The organism is Paenibacillus sp. F411 (genome assembly GCF_017582705.1).
GTDB classification, from domain to species: domain Bacteria; phylum Bacillota; class Bacilli; order Paenibacillales; family Paenibacillaceae; genus Paenibacillus_AQ; species Paenibacillus_AQ algicola.
In genome coordinates this window covers 114889-136722 of the sequence record NZ_JAGFIP010000001.1, presented here as the reverse complement: position 1 = coordinate 136722, position 21834 = coordinate 114889, and the positions used below count along the sequence as shown (strand labels likewise).

At 49.8% G+C, this 21834-nt stretch carries 21 protein-coding genes and 3 pseudogenes; 12 read left to right on the top strand and 12 right to left on the bottom strand.

Going from position 1 to position 21834, the window contains the following annotated elements; all coding sequences use genetic code 11:
• Positions 1-3: 3 nt before the first annotated feature.
• Both JJQ72_RS00530 and JJQ72_RS00525 read left to right on the top strand, forming a co-directional pair.
• Entirely contained in the window at positions 4-534 is a 531-nt protein-coding gene (locus JJQ72_RS00530) for a GNAT family N-acetyltransferase (RefSeq protein WP_208202399.1), read from the top strand.
• On the top strand, positions 516-1631 hold the full coding sequence (locus tag JJQ72_RS00525) for a YheC/YheD family endospore coat-associated protein (RefSeq protein WP_208202398.1): 1116 nt from the start codon (positions 516-518) through the stop codon (positions 1629-1631). The genes JJQ72_RS00530 and JJQ72_RS00525 overlap by 19 nt, the downstream gene beginning before the upstream one ends.
• 69 nt (positions 1632-1700) lie before the next feature.
• Here the strand turns inward: JJQ72_RS00525 and JJQ72_RS00520 are convergent, their stop codons facing one another.
• A complete protein-coding gene (locus JJQ72_RS00520) occupies positions 1701-2417 on the bottom strand; it encodes an HAD family hydrolase (RefSeq protein WP_481856807.1) in 717 nt (238 codons plus the stop codon).
• A 242-nt stretch (positions 2418-2659) separates the two neighbouring features.
• On the opposite strand from JJQ72_RS00520, the gene JJQ72_RS00515 reads away from it, so the two are divergent.
• From JJQ72_RS00515 to JJQ72_RS00495, 5 genes are read left to right on the top strand one after another with little or no spacing between them, the layout of a single operon-like run.
• Positions 2660-3592 carry a decaprenyl-phosphate phosphoribosyltransferase gene (locus JJQ72_RS00515; protein ID WP_481856810.1) on the top strand — a complete coding sequence of 311 codons (933 nt, stop codon included), beginning with the start codon at positions 2660-2662 and terminating at the stop codon, positions 3590-3592.
• A complete protein-coding gene (locus JJQ72_RS00510; RefSeq protein ID WP_208202397.1) occupies positions 3589-4545 on the top strand; it encodes an HAD-IB family hydrolase in 957 nt (318 codons plus the stop codon). The genes JJQ72_RS00515 and JJQ72_RS00510 overlap by 4 nt, the downstream gene beginning before the upstream one ends.
• Complete coding sequence (locus JJQ72_RS00505; protein WP_243895782.1) at positions 4535-4861, top strand: EamA family transporter; 327 nt, start codon at positions 4535-4537, stop codon at positions 4859-4861. The genes JJQ72_RS00510 and JJQ72_RS00505 overlap by 11 nt, the downstream gene beginning before the upstream one ends.
• 49 nt (positions 4862-4910) lie before the next feature.
• Complete coding sequence (locus JJQ72_RS00500) at positions 4911-6197, top strand: glycosyltransferase family protein (RefSeq protein ID WP_208202396.1); 1287 nt, start codon at positions 4911-4913, stop codon at positions 6195-6197.
• Between the two features lie 59 nt (positions 6198-6256).
• Positions 6257-6781, top strand: a complete 525-nt coding sequence (locus tag JJQ72_RS00495) for a DUF421 domain-containing protein (protein ID WP_208202395.1) — start codon at positions 6257-6259, stop codon at positions 6779-6781.
• A 74-nt stretch (positions 6782-6855) separates the two neighbouring features.
• Here JJQ72_RS00495 and JJQ72_RS00490 read toward each other — a convergent pair whose 3' ends face one another.
• The 8 genes from JJQ72_RS00490 to JJQ72_RS00455 all read right to left on the bottom strand — a co-directional run bounded on the left by JJQ72_RS00490 (position 6856) and on the right by JJQ72_RS00455 (position 15122).
• A complete protein-coding gene (locus tag JJQ72_RS00490; RefSeq protein ID WP_138226444.1) occupies positions 6856-7425 on the bottom strand; it encodes a manganese catalase family protein in 570 nt (189 codons plus the stop codon).
• Between the two features lie 53 nt (positions 7426-7478).
• On the bottom strand, positions 7479-7805 hold the full coding sequence (locus tag JJQ72_RS00485) for a spore coat protein CotJB (RefSeq protein WP_138226445.1): 327 nt from the start codon (positions 7803-7805) through the stop codon (positions 7479-7481).
• A gap of 3 nt (positions 7806-7808) precedes the next feature.
• Positions 7809-8030 carry a spore coat associated protein CotJA gene (locus JJQ72_RS00480; RefSeq protein WP_208202394.1) on the bottom strand — a complete coding sequence of 74 codons (222 nt, stop codon included), beginning with the start codon at positions 8028-8030 and terminating at the stop codon, positions 7809-7811.
• Between the two features lie 169 nt (positions 8031-8199).
• Positions 8200-9339, bottom strand: coding sequence for a radical SAM/CxCxxxxC motif protein YfkAB (gene yfkAB / locus JJQ72_RS00475; protein ID WP_208202393.1), 1140 nt, complete (start codon positions 9337-9339; stop codon positions 8200-8202).
• A 65-nt stretch (positions 9340-9404) separates the two neighbouring features.
• On the bottom strand, positions 9405-11621 hold the full coding sequence (locus JJQ72_RS00470; RefSeq protein WP_208202392.1) for an MMPL family transporter: 2217 nt from the start codon (positions 11619-11621) through the stop codon (positions 9405-9407).
• A 28-nt stretch (positions 11622-11649) separates the two neighbouring features.
• Positions 11650-12741, bottom strand: coding sequence for an HD-GYP domain-containing protein (locus JJQ72_RS00465; RefSeq protein WP_243895781.1), 1092 nt, complete (start codon positions 12739-12741; stop codon positions 11650-11652).
• 50 nt (positions 12742-12791) lie between these two features.
• The gene (locus JJQ72_RS00460) at positions 12792-13619 is read right to left on the bottom strand and encodes an undecaprenyl-diphosphate phosphatase (RefSeq protein ID WP_208202391.1); all 828 of its coding nucleotides are present in this window, start codon (positions 13617-13619) and stop codon (positions 12792-12794) included.
• 69 nt (positions 13620-13688) lie between these two features.
• On the bottom strand, positions 13689-15122 hold the full coding sequence (locus JJQ72_RS00455; protein WP_208202390.1) for a bifunctional metallophosphatase/5'-nucleotidase: 1434 nt from the start codon (positions 15120-15122) through the stop codon (positions 13689-13691).
• Between the two features lie 109 nt (positions 15123-15231).
• Here JJQ72_RS00455 and JJQ72_RS00450 point away from each other — a divergent pair, with 109 nt between their 5' ends.
• Together JJQ72_RS00450 and JJQ72_RS00445 are read left to right on the top strand one after the other, a co-directional pair.
• On the top strand, positions 15232-15978 hold the full coding sequence (locus tag JJQ72_RS00450; RefSeq protein WP_208202389.1) for a molybdenum cofactor biosynthesis protein MoaE: 747 nt from the start codon (positions 15232-15234) through the stop codon (positions 15976-15978).
• A 90-nt stretch (positions 15979-16068) separates the two neighbouring features.
• Entirely contained in the window at positions 16069-17115 is a 1047-nt protein-coding gene (locus tag JJQ72_RS00445) for an HD-GYP domain-containing protein (protein WP_138226453.1), read from the top strand.
• Between the two features lie 478 nt (positions 17116-17593).
• On the opposite strand, the gene JJQ72_RS20350 is transcribed toward JJQ72_RS00445, so the two are convergent.
• Positions 17594-18157 (bottom strand): pyruvate kinase, encoded by a 564-nt coding sequence (locus tag JJQ72_RS20350; protein ID WP_243895780.1) that lies wholly within the window; start codon positions 18155-18157, stop codon positions 17594-17596.
• Positions 18158-18332: 175 nt separating this feature from the next.
• Between JJQ72_RS20350 and JJQ72_RS20775 the strand changes: the two are divergent.
• A pseudogene (locus tag JJQ72_RS20775) lies at positions 18333-18465 on the top strand (helix-turn-helix domain-containing protein); the annotation flags it as partial.
• A pseudogene (locus JJQ72_RS00435) lies at positions 18444-19289 on the top strand (IS30 family transposase). The pseudogenes JJQ72_RS20775 and JJQ72_RS00435, both read left to right, overlap by 22 nt.
• Positions 19290-19554: 265 nt before the next feature.
• Here JJQ72_RS00435 and JJQ72_RS00430 read toward each other — a convergent pair.
• Positions 19555-20115 (bottom strand): SMI1/KNR4 family protein, encoded by a 561-nt coding sequence (locus tag JJQ72_RS00430; RefSeq protein ID WP_481856809.1) that lies wholly within the window; start codon positions 20113-20115, stop codon positions 19555-19557.
• Between the two features lie 32 nt (positions 20116-20147).
• On the opposite strand from JJQ72_RS00430, the pseudogene JJQ72_RS20770 reads away from it, so the two are divergent.
• Positions 20148-20423, top strand: a pseudogene (locus JJQ72_RS20770) (tyrosine-type recombinase/integrase); the annotation flags it as partial.
• On the opposite strand, the gene sufB reads toward JJQ72_RS20770, so the two are convergent.
• Positions 20420-21817 carry a Fe-S cluster assembly protein SufB gene (gene sufB, locus JJQ72_RS00425; RefSeq protein ID WP_208202387.1) on the bottom strand — a complete coding sequence of 466 codons (1398 nt, stop codon included), beginning with the start codon at positions 21815-21817 and terminating at the stop codon, positions 20420-20422. The pseudogene JJQ72_RS20770 and the gene sufB overlap by 4 nt on opposite strands.
• Positions 21818-21834: the final 17 nt, after the last annotated feature.

Sequence of the window (21834 nt, the reverse complement as noted above, 5' to 3'; positions counted from 1 at the left end):
TCTGTGGAATTAATCTCTCTTGCACCGCACCGGAAGGCGGATTGGCCTTCTATCCGTCGTCACTGCTGTCAGTTTATGCTCCGCTATGCAGGCCAAAGAACCTGGACCAAGGAAATCCGGGTTCTGGAGCAATTGAAATATGAGGAACTGCAAGAGCCCGGGACCTCTCTGCTGGGGGTCACAGTGAGAGGGGAGGAAGGCCTCACCGTGGTCGGTGTGCTGTTCACCGCCCGCTGCGGGGAGCAGGCGGTTCTCCTGGCCGTCCATCCGTTATATCGCAGGCGCAGGCTGGGCACTGCCCTCCTCCAAGCCCAGCAGAAGCTCCATGGCAGGATCACTTGCCAAGTGCCGCTCCTGCATGCTGCCGCCCTGAGGCTGTGCTTTCAGGCCGGCATGACCGCCATCGGGATGACCCGGGATGCCGAGACGTCGCGTTCCTGCCTCTTGTTCCGCTGGCCCGAGGCACCTCTGGCTCCGGGGAAAGAACCACAATCCACGCAAGTAGGTGATTGGCTGTGTCTAAGCCCGTCTTAGGTATTCTTACCTTATATTTAAATGAGCGAAAGAAGCTGGAAGAAGCTGCAGTCTATGAGAAGATGATTATCGCAGGCCGGGAGCTGGGGCTGGATGTGTTCGTCTTTACGCCTGCGGATGTGCAGGGAGGTGTGGTAAACGCGCTGGTATATCACCCTTCACATGGCCGATGGATCCGGCAGCGCCGCCCTTTTCCAGCAATGATCTATGACCGGTCCCGGATTCAAAAAAGTGCGCGGTTTCAGCAGCTGCTCCGCTTCCGCTCCAAATACGGGCATCTGCTGTACCTCAATCGTCCGCTGCGGAACAAATGGACGGTACACCAGGACCTTTATACGCTGAAGCGATTCCGGCCGCATCTGCCAGACACTCGTCTGGTCCAGGGGCACGGGGATGTAAAGCGGATGCTGCAGCGCCACCCTGCCGTCTACCTCAAGCCGATTAACGGCACAGGAGGACGAGGGATTTTGCGCATAGCCCGCTCCAGCACAGCCAGCACAGCCTATGATGTCCGGGGACGTAATACGAAACGGGCCATTATCTCTCCGCGCAAGGTGCCTGCTGCCACACTGGGCACGTTTCTCTCCGGATGGGGCGTTTCCGGTCATTATTTGGTGCAGGAGGCTATTGCACTGGAGCTGCCTAACGGCAGAGTCCATGATTACCGCATGCTTGTGCAGAAGAACGGCTACGGGGAGTGGCAGGTCACCGGCTGTGTTGGCCGGGTCGGCGCCTTAAACAGCATTACCTCCAATCTGCATGGCGGCGGACGTGCAATGCCCATGAACGAGCTGCTGGACGAATGGATTGCAGACCCTTCCAAGCGGAACCATATTCATGCGGAGGCCAGCCGCCTCGGCATAGATGTGTCACGCTTTCTGGAGGAGCGCTACGGAGCGCTGTGTGAGCTGGCTCTGGACCTTGCAATCGACCGCGAAGGCCGAATCCTCCTGCTGGAGGTCAATCCGAAGCCGGCCAGAGAGGTGTTCTCCCAGATCGGTGATAAGGAGGCCTACCGAACGGCTCTCACCCGGCCGCTGGAATATGCGCTCTGGCTGCACGATCGGCGAAAAGCCAAGTCAGCAGGCCTGATCTAGCTGAGAAACCAGCAAGGCCGCCCGGCAGGATCTTCTCTGATCCTGCCGGACGGCCTTGCTTATTGCAGCTTAGGATGGATCTTCTGCCTGGTCATACAGCCTGATCAGATCCGGGAAAGCTGTAATCATCGCATCGGAGCCTTTCAGCTCCTGCTCTCCACCGAAGCCGGCATATTGACAGCCGATTACCGTTTGTCCATTCTCCTTGCCTGCTTCTACGTCCGACGAGCGGTCTCCCACCATCCAGGCACGCTCAATGCCGTGATTGCTCAGCAGCAGCGCAACCAGATCCACCTTGCTGGACGTTTCATGCTCCCCGGCGCTGTACAGGCCCTCGAATAACGGAGCCAGCTGGCGTGCTTTGACAATGCCCTTGACGTAGTCCTCCAAGCCATTGCTTGCCACGAACAGCCGGACTCCGCGCTGCTTGAGCTCTGCTAACGTCTCCGTGACCCCCGGATACAGGGCCGCCTCTTCGTTCTCCAGGCCTTCCAGCTCCAGCTGAAGCAGCAGCTCGTCCGCCCGGCGGTGAGCCTCCGGTGTTCCATTCGGGATCACCCGTTTCCAAATATCCTCCAGCAGCATGCCCAGGCTGCCCAGCATAAGCTGCTCATCCGGCGTCTCTCCCTGGTGATGCCCTTCTGCTCTCAGTGTATCAAACAGCTTGTGATACGCCGGCCGCAGCAAGGTCTCCGTCTGAAATAACGTGCCATCCATATCAAAAATCATAGCTTCCGGCTTAACAAGCCTCTCCGTAGTACTCACATTCATCCATCCCTTCGTCATCACCGCTCTACCAGCAGCTGCTCCCTGAATTCCTCTGCTTCCCATCATAAAGGAAGGATGGAAAGGTAGCAAACAGAAAAGGCTTGCTATTGAAGTCCTTTAATCTTCTTTAAATTGGAATGAAACCAATGATATACATTATTTATTTAATTTTGTTTACGTTAACATTTTAGTTGATTCTTTCTTCCAGTTAACACTATAATTATAAGATTGTAAAATTAATCCAATACAAGGAGGTCCCTCTGTTGTTTACTTCTATTCGTTTCGACGAAGACTCTATTTATAAGTCCTCTCCTTCTAGCGTTGCTTTAGTCTGGAACCAGCTTCGGCCAAAGCAATGGAGTAAAAACCTGCTCCTATTTGCGGCCTTAATCTTTTCAATTAATAAAGTAGATTTTATGCAGATCGCCTACTCTATTATAGGATTTTTAATTTTCAGTGTAATTTCCAGTACAGTGTATATCATTAATGATTTCGTAGATCGCAATGCCGATCGCGCTCATCCAGTCAAGCGACATCGTCCTATGGCTTCTGGCAGACTGAATCCGGTGGTCGCTTTGTCGGTAGGGACGGTCCTGTTTTTATTGTCCTTGCTCATTTCATTTCTGCTGAACCCCTTATTTATGGTCATTGCGATAACATACTTTGTTATTAATGTTTCGTACTCGCTCTATTTGAAGCATATTGTCATTTTAGATTTGATGCTTATCGCATCCGGATTTGTGCTGAGAGCCATAGCTGGAGGTGTCATTATCTCAGTATCGTTAACCCCTTGGTTTCTTCTCTGCACGCTCTTGCTATCTCTCTTTCTGGCTATTGGCAAAAGAAGACATGAGCTCGTTTTACTTCAAGAAGGGGTCGGTGCTCACCGAAAGGTACTAGAAAGCTATTCGGTATCCCTGCTGGATCAATTTTCTAACATTGTTACGGCTGCAACTGTCCTTAGTTACTCCTTATTTACGTTTACCTCTAGCCATACCGTTTACTTGATGCTAACGATTCCTTTTGTCATCTACGGCATGTTTCGATATTTGTATCTGATTCAAATAAGGAATCTGGGAGGATCTCCTGAGCACATCCTTTTAGAGGACAAGCCGATTTTAATTACCGTCGTTATGTATTCACTGTGTGTCGTCATCATTCTATTGCTGAAAGATTCAGGGTACATACAATGACTAAGACTAAGTTTGCCTTCTGGGATGTGGATCATACTTTTTTACGTGGTGACTCAATGCTGCTTTTTTTACAGTATGGACTCTGGAAGAGGCCTTGGACTTTTTATCGCATGTTGCCTATATTCTGGAAAGCCCTTCAGTTCAAATTAGGGTTTATTACCGCGGAGGAGGCCAAGCCGTCCTTTTTCTATGCCATGTCCGCGTTGTCTGAGGAAGACTTAGAGCACTTCTTTGACACAAAACTGTATCCGCGGATTTGTCAGGACGCCTATCAGGAAATTCGCCGTTTGAAATCAGAAGATTACATCGTTGTGCTTGTCTCTGCTTCACCGCATGTCTATCTGAAATACTTTAAGAAGCTCCCTGAAATTGATGAGGTCCTTGCTACAAAGCTAACGCTTACGGAGAACTCCTATATACCATGCATCGAAGGCAGAAACTGTTACGGTGAGGAGAAGGTCGCCCAGATTCATCGCTTTCTTGAACGCCGCGGACAAACCATTGATTATGAGCATTCATGCGCCTATTCCGATTCTATATCCGATATGCCTATGTTCACACTAGTGCATCACCGATATTTGGTGCGGGGACAGCACCCTGAATTGGAGCCTGTGAAGTGGAAGAAGGAAAGTCGATTACATCCTCATATAGGCAAAATATGGATGGTGATTTCAGCGTTAATGACAGCCACAGGCCAGTTATTCTGGACGTGGGGAGCAGAGAGTGTTTTTTACTTAGGATTAGGCTTCCTTTGTTATGGAGGGGGAGCGATTTTTATGATTCGAGGCCTATCGTTAGAAAAGCTTTCCGTAGCTTATCCAATGATGTGTCTTAGTTACGTATTTGCCATCGGCTACGGATACTGGATTTTACATGAACCTATAACGTTGAACAAGCTGATCGCGTTAATATTAATCGTTAGCGGGGTGTTTCTACTCTCACATGAGCGTTAATCTGAACATAACTATGCTCCTCATGCTATGTCTTATGACTTTGCTGGGTTCCTCTGGTGCGGCTTTGTTTAAGGTCTTCTCCATCCATAAAAAAAGTAGGTTTTTACTGTTCGGCATCCTGGTTTACGGATTTGGAGCATGGATCAATATTTATTTGCTGCAGATTTTACCTTATACGATTGTTGTGCCCGCCAACGCCCTGACTTTTTTATGGACACTGATTATTGCTAAATATGTGTTTGGAGAACGCATTGCAGTTGTGAACGTAGCAGGCGTTATCTGCATTGGTGCCGGGATCTGGTTCTTGGTACAGTGACACAAGATCTAACACTACCATTTTCTAAAGAATGAGGTTGATTTATAGCATGATGTCTTATTGGTTTCAGGACAAAACGGACAACAAAACGGCTTTTGCTCTTTTCCTTCTCTTTGCAGCTGCATACATCACCATAAATGTTCCTTACTTGCTGTTTATGGATCGTTATGCGGAGTTAGTATCTGCTTCCAATCCATTCTATGGTGCAAAATTCGGACTGAACCTGTTTAACTTTGATCCTGCCATGTATTACGGGTATGATAACATTTCTGTCATCCATCCTTACATCAATATCATTGCGGGTCCACTTAGTGAACTGGCAAACAGCGGCTTAGGAAATCGTTTTTTTCTGATCCTTCAATCTATATTAAATGCAGCAAGCACAGCTCTTTTATTCTACATCCTGCGTCGCAGTGGCGGCAGCCGGCGGATTTCATTTCTCATTGCATGTCTGTTCGGGATCAGCTCCTATTCCTTGTTTTCCTCATTCATTCCGGATTCGTATGCGTATGCTCAGTTTGGACTTCTAATTTCTGTATTTTTCCTGCAATACTACCAAGAACGCAAGCTTTATCCGATATGGCCATTAGCCGCACTGGGAGCTTTAAACTTCGGGATCACAGCTACTAATGTAATTCCTTATGCTGGCGCAGTCATCCTGGAGCAAATCGAACGCAAATCTCGAACCGTTATCAAAACTCTGTCTTTTATTCTTGGTGCTTTTATGATTATTTGCCTGGCTCTCGCACTGGTTCAGCTTCTGATGCCAAGAGGTGTTACGTGGGTCTCCTCGTTCTGGGGCGGCTTAGTCAACGGCGGATTCAATTATATTGCCTTTTTCTCTGTTACCGAACATTGGAAAGCAATCTATCTGCTAGGCGTGAACCCTCTCCTGACCCCGGAGATCGCATTAATTAATGCCAAATCTGCTGCGATTGCTACTGACTTATCACAGCCCTATCCAATATACGTATCTATCTTCGGATTCAGCTTTCTAATCTTGACTTTGTTCGGGTGGATTCGAGGCTTCCGAGAAAAGAGAGCCTGGGCCATCGTACCTGGTCTGTTTATAGGTTTTTCCATATTTCTTCATCTTGTTGTAGGATACGGATTAGCCAACTTTGAATATGACTTATACCTGTATGCAGGTCATTACTGGTTCGCATGTTTCCTGCTGCTGTCCATGGGCATTCAATCCGTCCGCCAGCCCTGGATTCGCAAGGGTATCGTAGGTTTCTTAGTGATCATGCTGCTGGTAAGCACTCTGCATAACCTCATCCATCACCGTGAAACTTTAAGAAATATTGAAGAAATTTATGTTCATGAAATGAAGTAGCACGAGAAGGGTAATAATCCTCAACCGCCAATGTCAGACTCTAACGGAAGGAGGATTCTATGTTTTTTAGCTCATGGAATGATCTGCTGCGAATTGTAATCATCGGGGTGCTGTCTTATCTCTCGCTGATCCTCATGGTTCGGATATCCGGCAAGCGTACGCTTTCCAAAATGAACGCCTTTGATTTTACTGTATCTGTCGCTGTCGGCTCCAGCTTCTCGACGGTCATCCTGAATAAGGACATTACGCTCGCAGAAGGGCTTACCGCTTTTCTCGTGTTGATCGGGATGCAGTATCTGCTCGCCTGGTGCGCTTCAAGAAGCCGCAGGTTTCGCAGGGTGCTGCAATCCTCCCCGGAGCTGGTGTATTACCAGGGACAGTATGTCAACCGAATCATGATAAAAAACCGTATCGACGAGCACGACATCTATCAGTCTGTACGCTCGGAGGGCGTAACCAACATGAATGAGGTGTATGCGGTCGTGCTGGAGCCGAACGGAAAGCTCTCGGTGCTCCAAAACGCCGAAGCCGAGGATAATTCTATCCTGGAGGAGGCCAAGCCGGGCCATTCCTTCTCTGAATAAAGTGCTTGATACAGCCATAAGCCCAGCTCCGGTGCAGTCATGCCGGAGCTGGGCGGGGCTGTGGATATATGGACTCAAAAAATTTTGCGCGTTGCCCGGTCCTCCTTGATGATCTCCACGGCTTCCCGAAAGCGGATGGCGTGAATTACCTCTCGTTCTCTCAAAAATTTCAGTCCATCCTGAAGATCCACATCGTCGGTCATGTCAATGAGCCATTGGTAAGTGGCGCGAGCCTTCTCCTCGGCTGCAATATCCTCATACAAATCCGCGATGGGATCTCCTTTTGCATTGATATAGCTTGCCGTCCAGGGTACACCTGCTGCATTTTCATAATAGAGCGCCTTGTCGTGGCCCGCATAATGTGCCCCGAGTCCGGCAGCCTTCATCTGCTCCACCGTGGCGTCCTTGGTCAGCTTATATACCATAGTGGCGATCATCTCAAGATGAGCAAACTCCTCCGTACCAATATCATTGAGCACACCTATGACGCGATCAGGAATCGTATACCGCTGATTCAAATAGCGCAGGGCTGCCGCCAGTTCCCCATCTGCCCCTCCATACTGTTCAATCAGAAATTTGGCCATCATGGGGTCACACTTGCTGACTCTGACCGGATACTGAAGCTTCTTCTCATAAATCCACATGGAATGAATACCTCCTTGTCATGAGGGAACTGGTTCACACACAGCGGTACCGCCTAAACCTGCCAGGGCCAGGGCGCTTGTGGCCATTGAAACGGATATCTGGAAAAAGAGTGCCCGTAATGGGTGAGCGGACCGTACAGCTCCTCAAACCTTCGAGCCAAAATCATGCGCTCCTGCGCCATTTTGTTGTACTGCTCAATGCTTTTTAAATCTCCAGGGTGGGTATCCAGATACAGATTGAGCTCCAGCAGCACGAAATCGACTGCCTGAAGCTGCTCCAGCATCTCGTAATAACAGGCGTCACCCGGCTGCGTCTGGGGCCCTGCTTGTGTCTGGGCTTGCTTTAGGGGAACATCCCCGCGCGAGCTTGCGTCCGTCATGACCTATTCTCCTTTCCGCTGGCGGGATTCGTAGGGACTGTATAACGCGGGCCATAGTGTGCCATGCTTCAGCGCTTCGGCCGGACTAAACTGAGGCAGATCTGCGGGCTGAAACACCACGTACTGATTAACCGGTACGACATAAGTGCGGCACGGCAGCGGAGGGCAAGGATCAAACGGGCTGCGGTAGGTGATATATTGCCGCTCTTCTCGATTCTTGTGCACGGCTCATTCCTCCTTGAGCTAATGTTAAGGGGAGTCATCATTGATACTTAACATATGAGGAAGGCCCGTAAACTAAAACTAAATAAAATAACCCCGCCGCAGCATGGCACATCCATGCAGCAGCGAGGCACTGGGTACAAATGATCGATGTATTGCCGGCTAAGCCAGACTAGAGCGTTACCGCTTTACGGGATTTAAAGTCTACACCCTTGTAATACATATCCGCCACCAGCAGGTTTGGACCGCAGCAGCTGACTGCATCACAATGGCAGTTAACACTCTGGTTCAGCGGATGCCCGGTGCTCCAGGCTATGAATATATCGTCCAGTCGATCCTGCTTCATATTTCCGAAGGCCGGGATGTCTGAAAAATCCGTCACATACACATCGCCGGTAAACAGGTTCACATTGACCCGGTTGCGCCCGTCAGGATCGTTACGCACCGTGACATTGTCCTCGGCCGCCAGGCGGCGGATCAGCTTCCAGTCACTCTCGTCCTGACTGCAAGAGAAGAACGGCAGCGTACCAAAGAGCATCCAGATGTTGTGATCTCTTGCATCCAGCAGCCGGTGAATGGCTGATTTCATATCGTCGAGCGACAATACGGGCAGTGAAGCTGCGAAATTGGAGGCGTACATCGGATGCACCTCATGGCGGACACATCCCATCTCCGCAATCTGACGGTGGATCTGATCCAGCTTCTGATGCGTCCGGTAATTGATCATGGACTCTGCCGAGATCATCATCCCGGCCTTACTAAGCTCCTGTGCATTGGAAATCATCGTTTCATACATCCGGTAGGCCGCTTCCCGCGGTACCGGACGGGCACTGTTCGCAAATCCCACCTCATAGAAATCATCACCATTCAAATAATTGAAGGAGATATGCATAACATCAAGGTATGGGAGCATTTTCTCATATCGGCTAATGTCGAGAGTCAGGTTCGAGTTGATCTGAGTACGAATGCCGCGCTCGTGCGCATAACGAAGCAAGGGGAGGAGAACATCATCCACCGTTTTTCCGGAAAAAGCAGGCTCACCGCCCGTCAGGCTGATCGTCTCCAAATGCTCCACCTCGTCCAGGCGCTTCAGCATTATATCCAAGGGAAGCATCGGGGCTTCCTTCATCACGAGCATATCACCTACCGCACAATGCTCGCAGCGCATATTACATAAATGGGTTACGGTCATCTCCACACTGGTGAGGACGTGCCGTCCGTGTTTCCGCAAAGAAACAATCGGGTCCCAGGGATCAAAATCCGGGGATAGCGGTGTCCGTACGGACGGCCCTTCTATCAAACGGTTATTCATGATTTTCCACCTTTATATCTTTTATTTCTAATCAGACGCTCCATTATAACACAAGCTTCCCTCAATCATAGGTTCTGGCGGGATTTCCGCGAAGCCTTGGGGAGCAGCCACCGGGGTGCCCACCAGTTCGCCCGGCCCATGAGCTTCATAAAAGCTGGGACGAGCAGCATCCGGATAATGCTTGCGTCTAGCAGAATGCACACGGTCAAGCCAAGACCGATCGCCTTCATCATCTCATTATCCGTAAACACAAAAGCACCTGCCACTGCTGCCAGAATGAGCGCCGCACTCGTAATCAGGCCTCCGGTTGAGGATAGTCCTTCCATCGTGCTCCTCTCATTGTCTCCTGTTGCCTCGTATCTTTCCTTGATTCTGGACAGCAGAATGACTTCGTAATCCATCGAAATGCCGAACACGACACAGAAAATGAGGATCGGCAGCAGGATAAACACCGAGCCCGTGGAGCTGATCCCGAGCAGGCTCGCCCCCGTGCCTTCCTGAACAACCTGGACCACGATGCCAAGACCGGCGCCCAGGCTGAGCACGTTCATCAGGACCGCCTTCAGCGGCAGCAGCAGGGATCGAAAGGCAATCATCAGCACGGCATACGTGGCAGCAAACACAAAGAGCAGGACATAGGGAATTCCATCTTGAATGGCCTGCATAATATCCAGCTTATACGGAGGAATCCCGGTAATATACACGGTTAATGCCTCCGGCGTCAAGCTCCGGAGCCTTTCGATCAGCTCCACCGTCTGCTCCTGTATATCTCCATACCGGGGCACGATCGCTACGGCAGCCCATTGCCCGGACGCTACCCGGTAGCCCTGAAGCTCTTGATTGAAGTCTTCACTCTGCAAAAAAACAGCAATCTCTTCCGCATCGCCCCGGGGTGCAAGGCTGAGATAGCTTTCCACCCGCTGCACATCAGGCAGGGCCCGAATTTCATCACTATAGGATTTCAAGGCTTCAATGCTCTCTATCTCCTGATACGATGCCGGAAGCTTCACGGCTGCAACGATCGGATACAGCTCCCGCTCATCATAAGCCTGCTTCAGCAGGTCATCGCCGGTCCTGGATTCGTAGCTGGGCGGCAGCACTTCAGCCGAAGGTATCCCTGCCTGCATGCGCGACAGCGGCAGCATGGCGAGCAGGAGCAGCAATGTCGCAAGGACGGCAACCGTACCGGGCCTGGACATGACAAAGTCAGACAGACGGTGCCATACCGTCTGCTGCGGAGCAGGCGAAATAGCCGGGCGACGGCGAAGCCGGGTGCCCGTCATGCCGAGCAGGGAAGGCAGCAGCGTATTGGCCGCCGCCACCGAGATGATGACGACTGCAATTCCGCCCAGGCTGAACGAAGTGAAGATTGGCAGGTCGATGAAGGCCATAGCCACAAAGCCGATGCACACCGCCGCCCCGGAATAGATCACCGCTCTCCCTGATGAATGGCAAGCCGCGGCTACGGCTGCTTCGGGATCACCCCGATCCAGCTCCTCCCGGAACCGGCTTACGAGAAACAGCGCGTAATCCATGCCAACCGCTAGGCCCAGCATCGTGACGGCATTGGGCAGGAAGTTGCTGAGGCTGTGATTCCATAATGCTGCACCGTACAACAGGCCCATCGTCACAGCGACACTACAGACTCCGACAATGACCGGAAGCGCCGCTGCAGCGAACGAGCCGAAAGCGAGCCTCAGAATAAGCAGCGCCAGCGGAATACCGATTAGCTCGGCTGTCACGATGTCCTTTTTGACAGCTTCATTCATATCAGCCAGCACAGCGGTATTGCCCGAAATATACAGCTCATATCCAGGTATCGCCGGCAGAGCCTCGCGGATTTCATCAAAGTACCGCAGCACATCCTCAGGCTTGTCCCTCAGCTGGACCGTGACAGACTGGATATGCTCCTGTCCCGGCTTGCGCGCAGCCAGCTGAAAAGAGGCAGCTTGTACATATGGCTTGGAGAGCATGGGGTCCAGCGCTGACATCATGGCGTTTTTTGCCGCAGCGGTCGTTAAATTATCTCCCGGTTTGCCGGCAATGACGATGTCTAAGGTGGTTGAAGAGATGCCCAGCTGTTTCTCCAGGATCTCCGCACTTTGCAGAGCCGGGCTGTTATGCGGGGTAAAGCCGTTCTGCTGCAGCAGGGAAGGCAGCCGAAACGCAAAGGGAAGCATCAAAAGAAACAATATGAACCAGGCAGCGGCAACGGCCCGGCGAAAGCGGTACATCCCCCGCCCCCACCTGTGCATTCGTGACTGCGGGCCATTCCGTTCCACTACAGTTCCTCCTCATCTTGTTGGAATATTAAGCGTACACTGCCTCTCCAATGCCGCAGATCATTACAGACAGACACTGTGACAGATCCATCTCATAGGGGGTGCGCAGCGGCTCTCCCTTGGGATTGTTCAGCACTCTCACGACCGGACGATGCGGAATCCGCGCATGAATCCTGGATACAACGCCGCTCTCTCCGGTAGACAGCATAACGCTGATGCCTGGCGGATAGATTGCGACCCGGTCGCGGAAAATCGCGAGAAAGCTCTGCTCATACAACGTCCCACTTCCGGTGTACATCAGCTCTACGGCCTCATGCGGGAGCTTGGCCGGCTGATACACCCGCTGGGTGGTCATGGCATCATAGGAATCGGTAATGGCAATCCATTTTGCAAATTCGTGAATATCCTGGCCCTGAATACCTCGCGGATATCCCGATCCATCCAGGCGTTCATGATGCTGAAAAGCGCAGTGTGCGGATAGCAGCGGAATGTTAGGCTCATTTTTCAAAATGTCGTAACCGATCTCGGTATGCTTTCGCATCTCGGCAAATTCAGCATCGGTCAGTCGGCCCGGCTTCTGGACTATGGATGCTGCCACTCTTGTTTTCCCGATATCATGGAGCAGCGCGCCCAGGCTCAGCATGTACAGCTGATTCCGGCTATATCCATAGGATAAGCCCAGCACCATCGTGTACAGACAGACGTTCAGGGAATGCTGGTACAGATTGTAATCCGATGCATTGATATCTGTCAGCAGCACCATGGACACCTCCATGGAGGACACCTCGTCCAGGACAGAATCAACGACACCTGAAAAGGTTTTCCCCAGATGCAGGAAGCTTCCTTTCAAAGAGCTTTGGTTCTCCAAATTCTTGAAGCTGGCCTGGATCGAGCGGACCGCCGAAAGGCGTGATTCCTCGCTAATCAGCTGGGGAATGACAATGTCCTCTGTTGCAGCGTCTTCAATATAGACATAGCTAAGCTTCAGATCCGTCAGCCGGTTAATCAGGCTGCTGGTCAGCTTCACGCCATCCGAGAGCAGAATCAAGCCGTCTGCGTTATATATTTTTTTGCCAAGCACCATGCCCGGCTGCAGCAAATGTACAGGTACCAGACGCAACAGGCCACTTCCTCTGCTATGTATGTTGAATGTCAATGTAATGCGGCCTCTCACTGCATGATAAACGTCCAGAACAGTGCGGCCAGAATGAACCGATAGATGGCGAAATGAGTAAGTCTGACTCGTTGAATATATTTCATAAATGCCAGGATGACCAAATAGGCCACGACAAAAGATACGATGAAGCCAGCCGCAAATACGCCCATCACATCTGCCGTAAAATAGCGGTAGGAATCCAGCAGCTCATAGCCGGCTGCCGCGCACATGATCGGGATGGCGATCAGAAAGGAGAAATCCGCTGACGCCTTGTAGCTGACTCCGCTAAGCATCCCTCCTGAAATGGTGGCTCCGGATCTTGAGAAGCCGGGCCACAGCACGGAAATCACCTGATACAGACCGATCAGAAAGGCCTGCTTCAGCGTAATTCCGTCCAGCTCCTGGGCCGTGATCACCGCCTTGCTGCGGTTAAACCGCTCCGCGAGGATCATGAATATGCCCCCGGCTACCAAGGAGAACAGTACAATATCTGCGCTGAACAGGCTCTTGATATGATCCTTGGCCACATAAGCGACCAGCAGTGCCGGGGCGATTCCGAGCAGCACATGCATAAGCGTCAGCCGTGAGGCCTTTGTATCCTGCTTGCCCAACGGCTTGCTGTCGATAAATCCGAGCAGGCTCAGTATTCGCTGCCAATATACGATTGCCATGGCCAGGATCGCTCCCAGCTGAATCACGACCTCGAACGTTTTCATGAGCGGGGTTTGGTCATCGTAGCCCATCATTTTCGCGGTTAAAATCATATGTCCTGTAGACGACACCGGGATGAACTCCGTGAGTCCTTCCACAATGCCCAGAATGATTGCTGCCAGTATATCCATGATTATCCCTCCTGCTTAGTGGCGTTGTCCATACATATGTATGCTTGGCCCAAGCAGGTTAGTCGAATGTCATGTGATCCAGCGGGAATAGAAGCTTTCTTCCAGGGCACCGGGACGGGATAGCTCCAGACGCAGCAGGTCTCTTAGAAATTCGGGCAACAGGTATTCAACCTGCTCACCGTGGGATAGCGATTCATAGCCCACCTTGAAGGTAAACATATCAAGCGTGCCTACCCGGTACTCCTTCTCCCGCTCCAGCGGCTCTCCTTGTACAGAAGCCTCCATAATACGCGATCCGGCCGGATGCCTCATATCACAGGTGACCACCATGCCTGACAGTGCAAGCACGCCGAGTACATTGCCTCGGAAGCCGTAGCCCTTAATTCCCCGCTCCTGAAACTCTGGCAGCAGACTCTGCTCCAGCGCCTCCAGAATATGCTGTCCCTTCAACGTGACCACGCATGGGTTGATCGGCGAAGGACAAAGGGCATGAAGCATCCCGGTCGTAATTTCTCCCTCTGGCAGAGGGCCCAGCAGCTGCCCGGCATTTACAATAGCCAGCTCCGTGTGGGTGTAATGAGCTACAGCCTGAGCCAGGAGATTGGCAAAGGGAGACTCCGCCCCATAATCCAATGGAAGAGCTTGATCGGTAACTGCCGCAGCCTCGCTCAATTTCACGGCGGCGGAGTCCCGATGCTGCAGGATGGCGCCCTCGACCTCCGCATGCAGCTCCCGGTCCGGAACGGCAATGACTTCTCCATGGTCAAATTGAAGGCAACTGTCCGGACCTCGGCTGAATACAACCTTGCCGACATAATCTCCGAACTTTCCTGCGCCGCAAACGACGGTATCCGCAATGACAAGCGGCTGCTCCAGCAAATGATGGGTATGTCCTCCCAGGATGAGATCAATGCCAGAAATCTTCTCGGCCAGCAAGGAATCGGCTGTAATGCCTAAATGCGACATGACGATCACCACATCCACCTGGCTGCGCAGCAGCTGTACCTGATGCTTCAACGCTTCCTCCGGATCCTCCGCAATCCAGCCCAGCAGCTTGTAGAAGCTGTCATAAGCCGCTGTTGCCGCTGTAATCCCGATGGAGATTCCGGCACGTTCCAATATAACCTGCTCCCTCATCCACGCTGGCGGCCGGCCGGTGACAGCCTCCTTAATGTTGCAGCATACGACCGGACAATGCAGTCCTGCATAGGCCGCCTCCAGCGCTTCGAGGGGGACCGTCAGGCCTTCGTTGTTCCCGATCGTAATGGCATCATAGCCGGTCAGATTCAGAACATCTACATTGGCCTGGCCCATCGTGCCTTCCGTCTCTATGGCAGCCCGGTCCATATGATCACCGATATCAAGCACCAGTACCGCTGACTGGGATCCGGCAGCTTTTCTTTCCCGGGAAATAACGGCCGCGTTCCCGCTCATTCTCTCAAAATGGCTGTGAATATCATTCGTATGCAATATGATCAATTTCTCAGCTGACATCTCACCCAATCCGCGGCCCTCCCTTGTCTGTTTCGTTACACTTTCCGGTCTTTTAAGCATAACATTTTAGGCGGGATTATGGTATATTGAAGCCCATAACAATTCGAGGTGAAATTCTATGGATACCATTCAAATATTGCTATTTGCCGGGCTGGCCGAATCCATTGGCCAATCCTCGGTCCACTTCCCGCAAGACCAGCTGCCTCTCGCCACCAAGGCACTGAAAGAACAGCTTATGAAAAGCTATCCGGAAGCGGCTTCCTTGATCTCCGTTTCGCTGGCCGCGGTAAACCAGGAGTATGCAGGCGATGAGCACCTGATTCTGCCGGGCGATGAGGTTGCACTTATTCCTCCGGTTTCCGGAGGTGACGGGCTGGGCGGCGATTCTGGGGCTCAAGCTACACAAGCAGTGTCTGCAGATGGACTTTGCATGATCAGCGGCCAGACTCTTCAGCCTGATGAGACCTTGGCTAAAGTACAGCACCGGAATCATGGTGCCTCCCTGTCTTTTGTCGGGACCACCCGCGAAATGACCGGAGAGATGAAGACCGTGACGCTGGAGTATGAAGCCTATGTGCCGATGGCACTTGCCGAAATGCAGAAGATTGTCCAACAGATTCAAGAACAGTGGCCGGGAGCCCGCTGCGCCATCTCCCACCGAATTGGCACGGTTGATATCGGGGAGATCAGTGTGGTCATCGCCGTTTCAGCCCCCCACCGGGATTCTTGCTATGATGCCAGCCGCTATGCCATTGAAGAGCTGAAACGGACCGTTCCCATCTGGAAAAAAGAGATCTGGGAAGACGGCTCGGAGTGGAAAGGCGTTCAAACCGGTCCATGGGCTCCAACATTCGACAAAAACTAGCGTTTCGGCATTGATAATCCAATATTTTCTTGCTAAGATATAACTTAGGTCTTACATATCCATATCTTAACAGTAAGAAGGTGCGGCGCTTTGAGAATACATGTTACCGACCTGCAGCCCGGTGATACAATAACAAAGGATGCGTTCAATCCACATGGCGTTCATGTTATGCAAAAGGGTACGGTCCTTCAGCTTGAGGAAATTTCCAAACTGCTGCAGCATAGTATTGATTACATTGAAATTCAAGCTCGGGAGCTTCATTTGCACGCCAGCACTCCGGAAGAGATGCCGGATAGCCTATACCGGATCAAGCCTCAATTCGATCAAGCAATCGAAGCCATTTCTTCTATTTTTATGAATGCCTTGAAGCACGGTAAATTCGATGAAGATGTCGTCGATGATGCATTTCAGCCGGTGGTTGATTCCTTGATGAAGCAGAAGGACGTGGTATCTCTGCTGCTGATGCTGAATCAAGAGGATGATTATACGACCCGGCATTCGATGCAGGTGGGCGTGCTCTCCTACTATTTATCAACCTGGATGGGCTATTCCAAAGATGAAGCGTACGAGATTGGCAAAGCCGGTTACCTGCACGATGTCGGGAAGTGCCGCATTCCTAAAGAGATTCTGAACAAGCCTGGAAAGCTCACTGCTGAGGAATTCGATGAGGTCAAACGTCATACTACATACGGCTACGAAATTATCCGTGAATCCATGGATGATGAGCTGACAGCCCTGGTTGCCCTGCAGCATCATGAACGAGATGATGGCCGGGGCTATCCGCAGGCGCTCCAGTCTCATCAAATCCATCCGTATTCTCACATTGCGGCTGTAGCTGACGTATACAGCGCCATGTCCAGTACCCGTGTGTATCAATCCAAGCGGCAGCTGCTGCACGTGCTGCAGGAGCTGTATCGGATGAGCTTTGGACAGCTGAACGGCAAGCCGGTTCACGCATTCATCAAGCATATGCTGCCGAATTTCATCGGCAAGAAGGTCACCTTGGCATCAGGCCAATCGGGCACGATTATCATGACCAATCCGTCTGATTATTTCCGACCACTGGTCCAAACCTCGGCTGGATTTATCGATCTGTCCAAAAGCTCCGAGGATGCCATTAAAGATATTAAACTATGACTCGTATAGGGGAGAAGCCTCCCCTATACGCACGAACCCCCTTTGATCCTGGATCAAAGGGGGTTCCTTATATGTTAGAGGTAGCTTTATTATAACGCCGAAATCTTAAAGAACCCTTAAAGACAGATTAGGAGAGGCTAAAATCAATGGGATGTATGAATATAGGGATGTCTGTGTGGTATGAGAAAAAAACGACTACCCACATAATTCCAAACGCTTGGGATTATCTAAATAACAACCCTACTAAAGTTAAAGTCAGTAGGGTTGTTATTAAATTGATATGTCCAGTAATGAGATTTTTGCTGTTTTGTACCGGCGGCTGAGGCTATTCGTCCTCTTCCTCACACAGTACAAATATTTTTGGCAGCATGATGAAGCGGTTTGGTTACATGTAATGTTCAAAGTGCGGACAGGTTAATCCGTATAAGATCAAAAAATGACCCTACCAGCACTTAGCTGGTAAGGTCATATTTTACAACTAGGATTGGATTATAATATCATCCAAGTACAATTCTGCTCCATCATTAGTTCCAAAATACCTAAGATAGTATCCATTTTTGTAACGATCACGAATATAGTCAATTATACTATCATTCTCAAATTGAATATGGCCGGTTAGGTACAGCATGATTAGGTATTCTTCAAATCGTTTATTTCCTAAAAACATCTCCTCTTCGTCCATCCCCCAGAAAATTTCCAACTCTAAAGCCAGTAAGTTTGATATTCCTTGAAGAGTGGATCCAGTTATATACGTTTTATCTGTTGAGTTAATGATTAGATTGATATCACCACCAGATAATTCCAAGTCTCTATTAAGTTGTATAAGTTCCTTGATAGCATTATCATCCCTGAATGTATACGCAGTAATAGCACTATCATAACAAGCATAAGGGTCCATTCGCAAGGCAGAAAAGTTACTAACATCAACTTGTGTTGCGTTGTATCTGGTCGTCAATCGTTTATGAATATTAGAGAGAGTGAATCGGTGTGGAATGTTGAGTGTCAAATATTCTTGATAGATTTTTTCAATGTCGAATAGCAAAAAAATACCTTCTTTCATTTCATTCGAATATAAGAGTTGGTTTCGATCCTATTACACATAATAATACAATATGACGGATTGTAATATGAAGTGAGACACCTAGAAAAACAAAAGGCCCATGTTGGTTTTCTGTAAAATGGAAGTCACCACAACACCATTTACAGGAGGACCCAACATGAGCTACTCCCATCTTAGCATAATTGAACGAGGGCAACTAGAGGCATTACAGCGGTTGGGGTGGTCAGCCCGAGCCATTGTCCGTCAACTCGGCCGACACCATTCAACCATCTCCCGAGAGATCAAGCGGAGTCCCCAGGAGCAGAAGTATACCTCCACAATATCGCACCAGGCTTCCGAACAACGAAGATTGGCAAGTAAGCCGCAAGGGAAATTCTCGACGTCATTAGCGGAAGAGCTTCAGGTAGATTTGAATCAAACCTGGTCACCTGAGCAGATTGCGGAGAAACGTCGAATCGATGGGAAGGCGTTTGTGTGCTTCAAAACGATCTATCGATGGATTTATGCGGGCAGGCTTGCAGCCGGGAACGTGCAGGTGCTCCGCCACAAAGGAAAGCGTCGTAAACCAGTAGAAACGCGCGGGCGCTTCATGGTTGGTACTCCGATCATCCAGCGACCTAAGGAGATACCTAAACGCAGCGGCTTTGGCCATTGGAGCTGGATACCGTCGTCTCCAGCCGAGGGGGAAGCAAAGCTTGTGTAGCAACATTCATTGAGCGTAAAACACGGCTGTACGTAGCTTTAAATATACCCTATCGGACAGCGCATTCCATGGAGGTGGCAATGTGGTGTCGTAGCCAGCCAATACCCGCAGGCCGATTTTAGAAGCGCTACAGTAGATCGCGGCAAGGAGTTTGCGTGCTACAGGGCTTTAGAGCAGCACATGCAGCTGAAGGTCTATTTCGCTGACCCCTATTCCTCTTGGCAACGAGGCTCCAACGAAAATGCTAACGGCCTTCTTCGTGAATTCTTTCCGAAAGGCTGCGACTTCGCTAAGGTGACAGACGAGGAACTGGCGCAGGCTGTCCACCTCATTAATCGCCGCCCTCGTAAATGCCTCGGCTGGAAGTCAGCTCACGAAGCTTTCATGGACGAGGTGTCGCACTTAGCTTGACAATCCGTCATCGGAGAAGCATTAGCACTTACTCGGGCTGATATTGATTTGGAGAAGAACCAGTTGTTTGTCGATAAGACGTTTGATGTGACAGCAAGGATTACTACTACTCCCAAAACAGCAGGAAATGTTGGTTTTGTGCCCTTCCCACCATTTCGAACTTGATTATTTTAGCGTCATGAAATTCACCTCTCATATGTAGGTGGCAGGTGTACGACAAAAAGTCTCCCATTTATTGGGCGACTATTGATGAATCATTTTTATTTTAATTTTCATTTCTAAAATTAATTTTGTCGTGGTATTCCCACAACCAAAACTCAGATCCCTGACATAGAATTAATCTTTCGAACCAAGTTTTAAAATCACAATGAATTGGAATAGCTTCGCTGATTTCTTTCATCGCATCAAGAAAAAAAATATAAGGGAAGATATTGTTTCTACACCTCTCAGAATCAATACATATCGCACCTGCTATATAATCAGTCCAAGCTATAGGGTACCAGTGAGAAGGGATTTGTTCCATTTCATCATGGATATTTATAATTCTCTGTAGATTAAGTAAATCAATCCCTCCGCCATAATGAGGATGTGTAAACATTAAACATCCATCTGATACGCGCAGAAAACTTTGATAGTCATCAGGAAAATACCAACCATGTTCTGCTTGAATGCCCAAAAGATAACTTTCGTTTGTACCCTGATTCCAAACACAAACAGCCCATGGTTCGTTATCACCTGGAATTAAAAGCTTTAGGGTACCCTTTTTAGAATTTGCTTGCTCTTTTTTTAATGATGCGATTAGTTTTTCAATGTTTGCATCCTCCAATCCCTTTACACCCCAATCAATAATTAATCCACCAAAAACACCGTTTGAATCAAAAAGAAGTAATTCTGCGTTATGCAAACTACAAGGCTGCCGAAAATAATATAGTGTTTCACCAGCATGACGGCAGATGACTCAGAACGAATGTGGTTCATTTGCTTAAAGATGGTGCAAATATAAAATACGTGTCCGAGCGACTTGGGCACGCAAGCGTGAAAGTCACGGCGGACACGTATTTACATGTTACAGATAAAATTGAAGATCATGAACCTACATTTAGGAGTATGGAACCCTTAGTGAATAAGGCTTAACCGATAGAACCTTCCATCTCGAACTTGATCAGTCGATTCATCTCCACCGCATACTCCATCGGCAGCTCTTTCGTGAACGGCTCGATGAAGCCCATAACGATCATCTGTGTCGCTTCCGCTTCACTCAAGCCGCGGCTCATCAGATAAAACAGCTGATCCTCAGATACCTTGGAAACGGTCGCTTCATGCTCCAGCGTCACGTTATCGTTCTTGATCTCATTATAAGGAATTGTATCCGATGTGGATTCGTTATCCAGAATCAGAGTATCGCATTTGATGTTCGCCTTAGCACCTTCAGCATTACGTCCGAAGGAAGCGAGACCGCGGTAGGTTACTTTACCGCCATGCTTACTGATGGACTTGGATACAATTGTGGACGTCGTATCCGGAGCCAGATGGATCATCTTCGCGCCGGCATCCTGGTGCTGGCCTTTACCCGCTACAGCGATGGACAGAACCATGCCTTTAGCGCCGCGGCCCTTCAGAACAACGGCAGGGTATTTCATCGTCAGCTTGGAGCCGATGTTGCCATCCACCCATTCCATCGTTGCATTTTCTTCTGCCACCGCGCGCTTGGTCACCAGATTATAAATGTTCGGTGCCCAATTCTGGATGGTAGTGTAGCGAACGCGAGCGTTCTTTTTGCAAATAATTTCAACGACTGCGCTGTGCAGGGAATTCGTGCTGTAGATCGGAGCCGTACAGCCCTCGACATAGTGCACAAAGCTGTCTTCGTCTGCAATGATGAGCGTCCGCTCGAACTGACCCATGTTCTCAGAGTTGATGCGGAAATATGCCTGCAGCGGAATTTCACACTTCACGCCTTTAGGAACGTAGATGAAGCTTCCGCCGGACCATACAGCACTGTTCAGTGCCGCAAATTTGTTGTCTGCAGGAGGAACCACTGTAGAGAAGTATTCCTTGAAAATTTCAGGATGCTCTCTCAGCGCCGTATCGGTATCTGTAAAGATAACGCCTTGGTCTTCCAGGTCCTTCTGCATGTTATGATACACAACCTCGGATTCATACTGTGCAGATACGCCCGCAAGGAACTTCTGCTCTGCTTCCGGAATTCCGAGCTTATCAAAGGTTTCCTTAATTTCAGCAGGAACCTCTTCCCAGGTCTTGCCCTGCTTCTCTGAAGGTCTTACATAGTACTGGATATCATTGAAATCCAGATCCTCCAGATCTCCGCCCCATTGTGGAGTGTCCATCTTCTCGAACTGCTCCAAAGATTTCAAGCGGAAATCCAGCATCCACTGAGGTTCATTCTTGATCTTGGAAATTTCAGTAACAATCTCACGCGTCAAGCCTTTACCGGTTTGAAAAATAGCCTTGTGCTCGTCGCGGAAACCATATTTATATTCTTCCATTTCAGGAGCTTTTTTTGCCATTTGTGTTACCTCCCTAT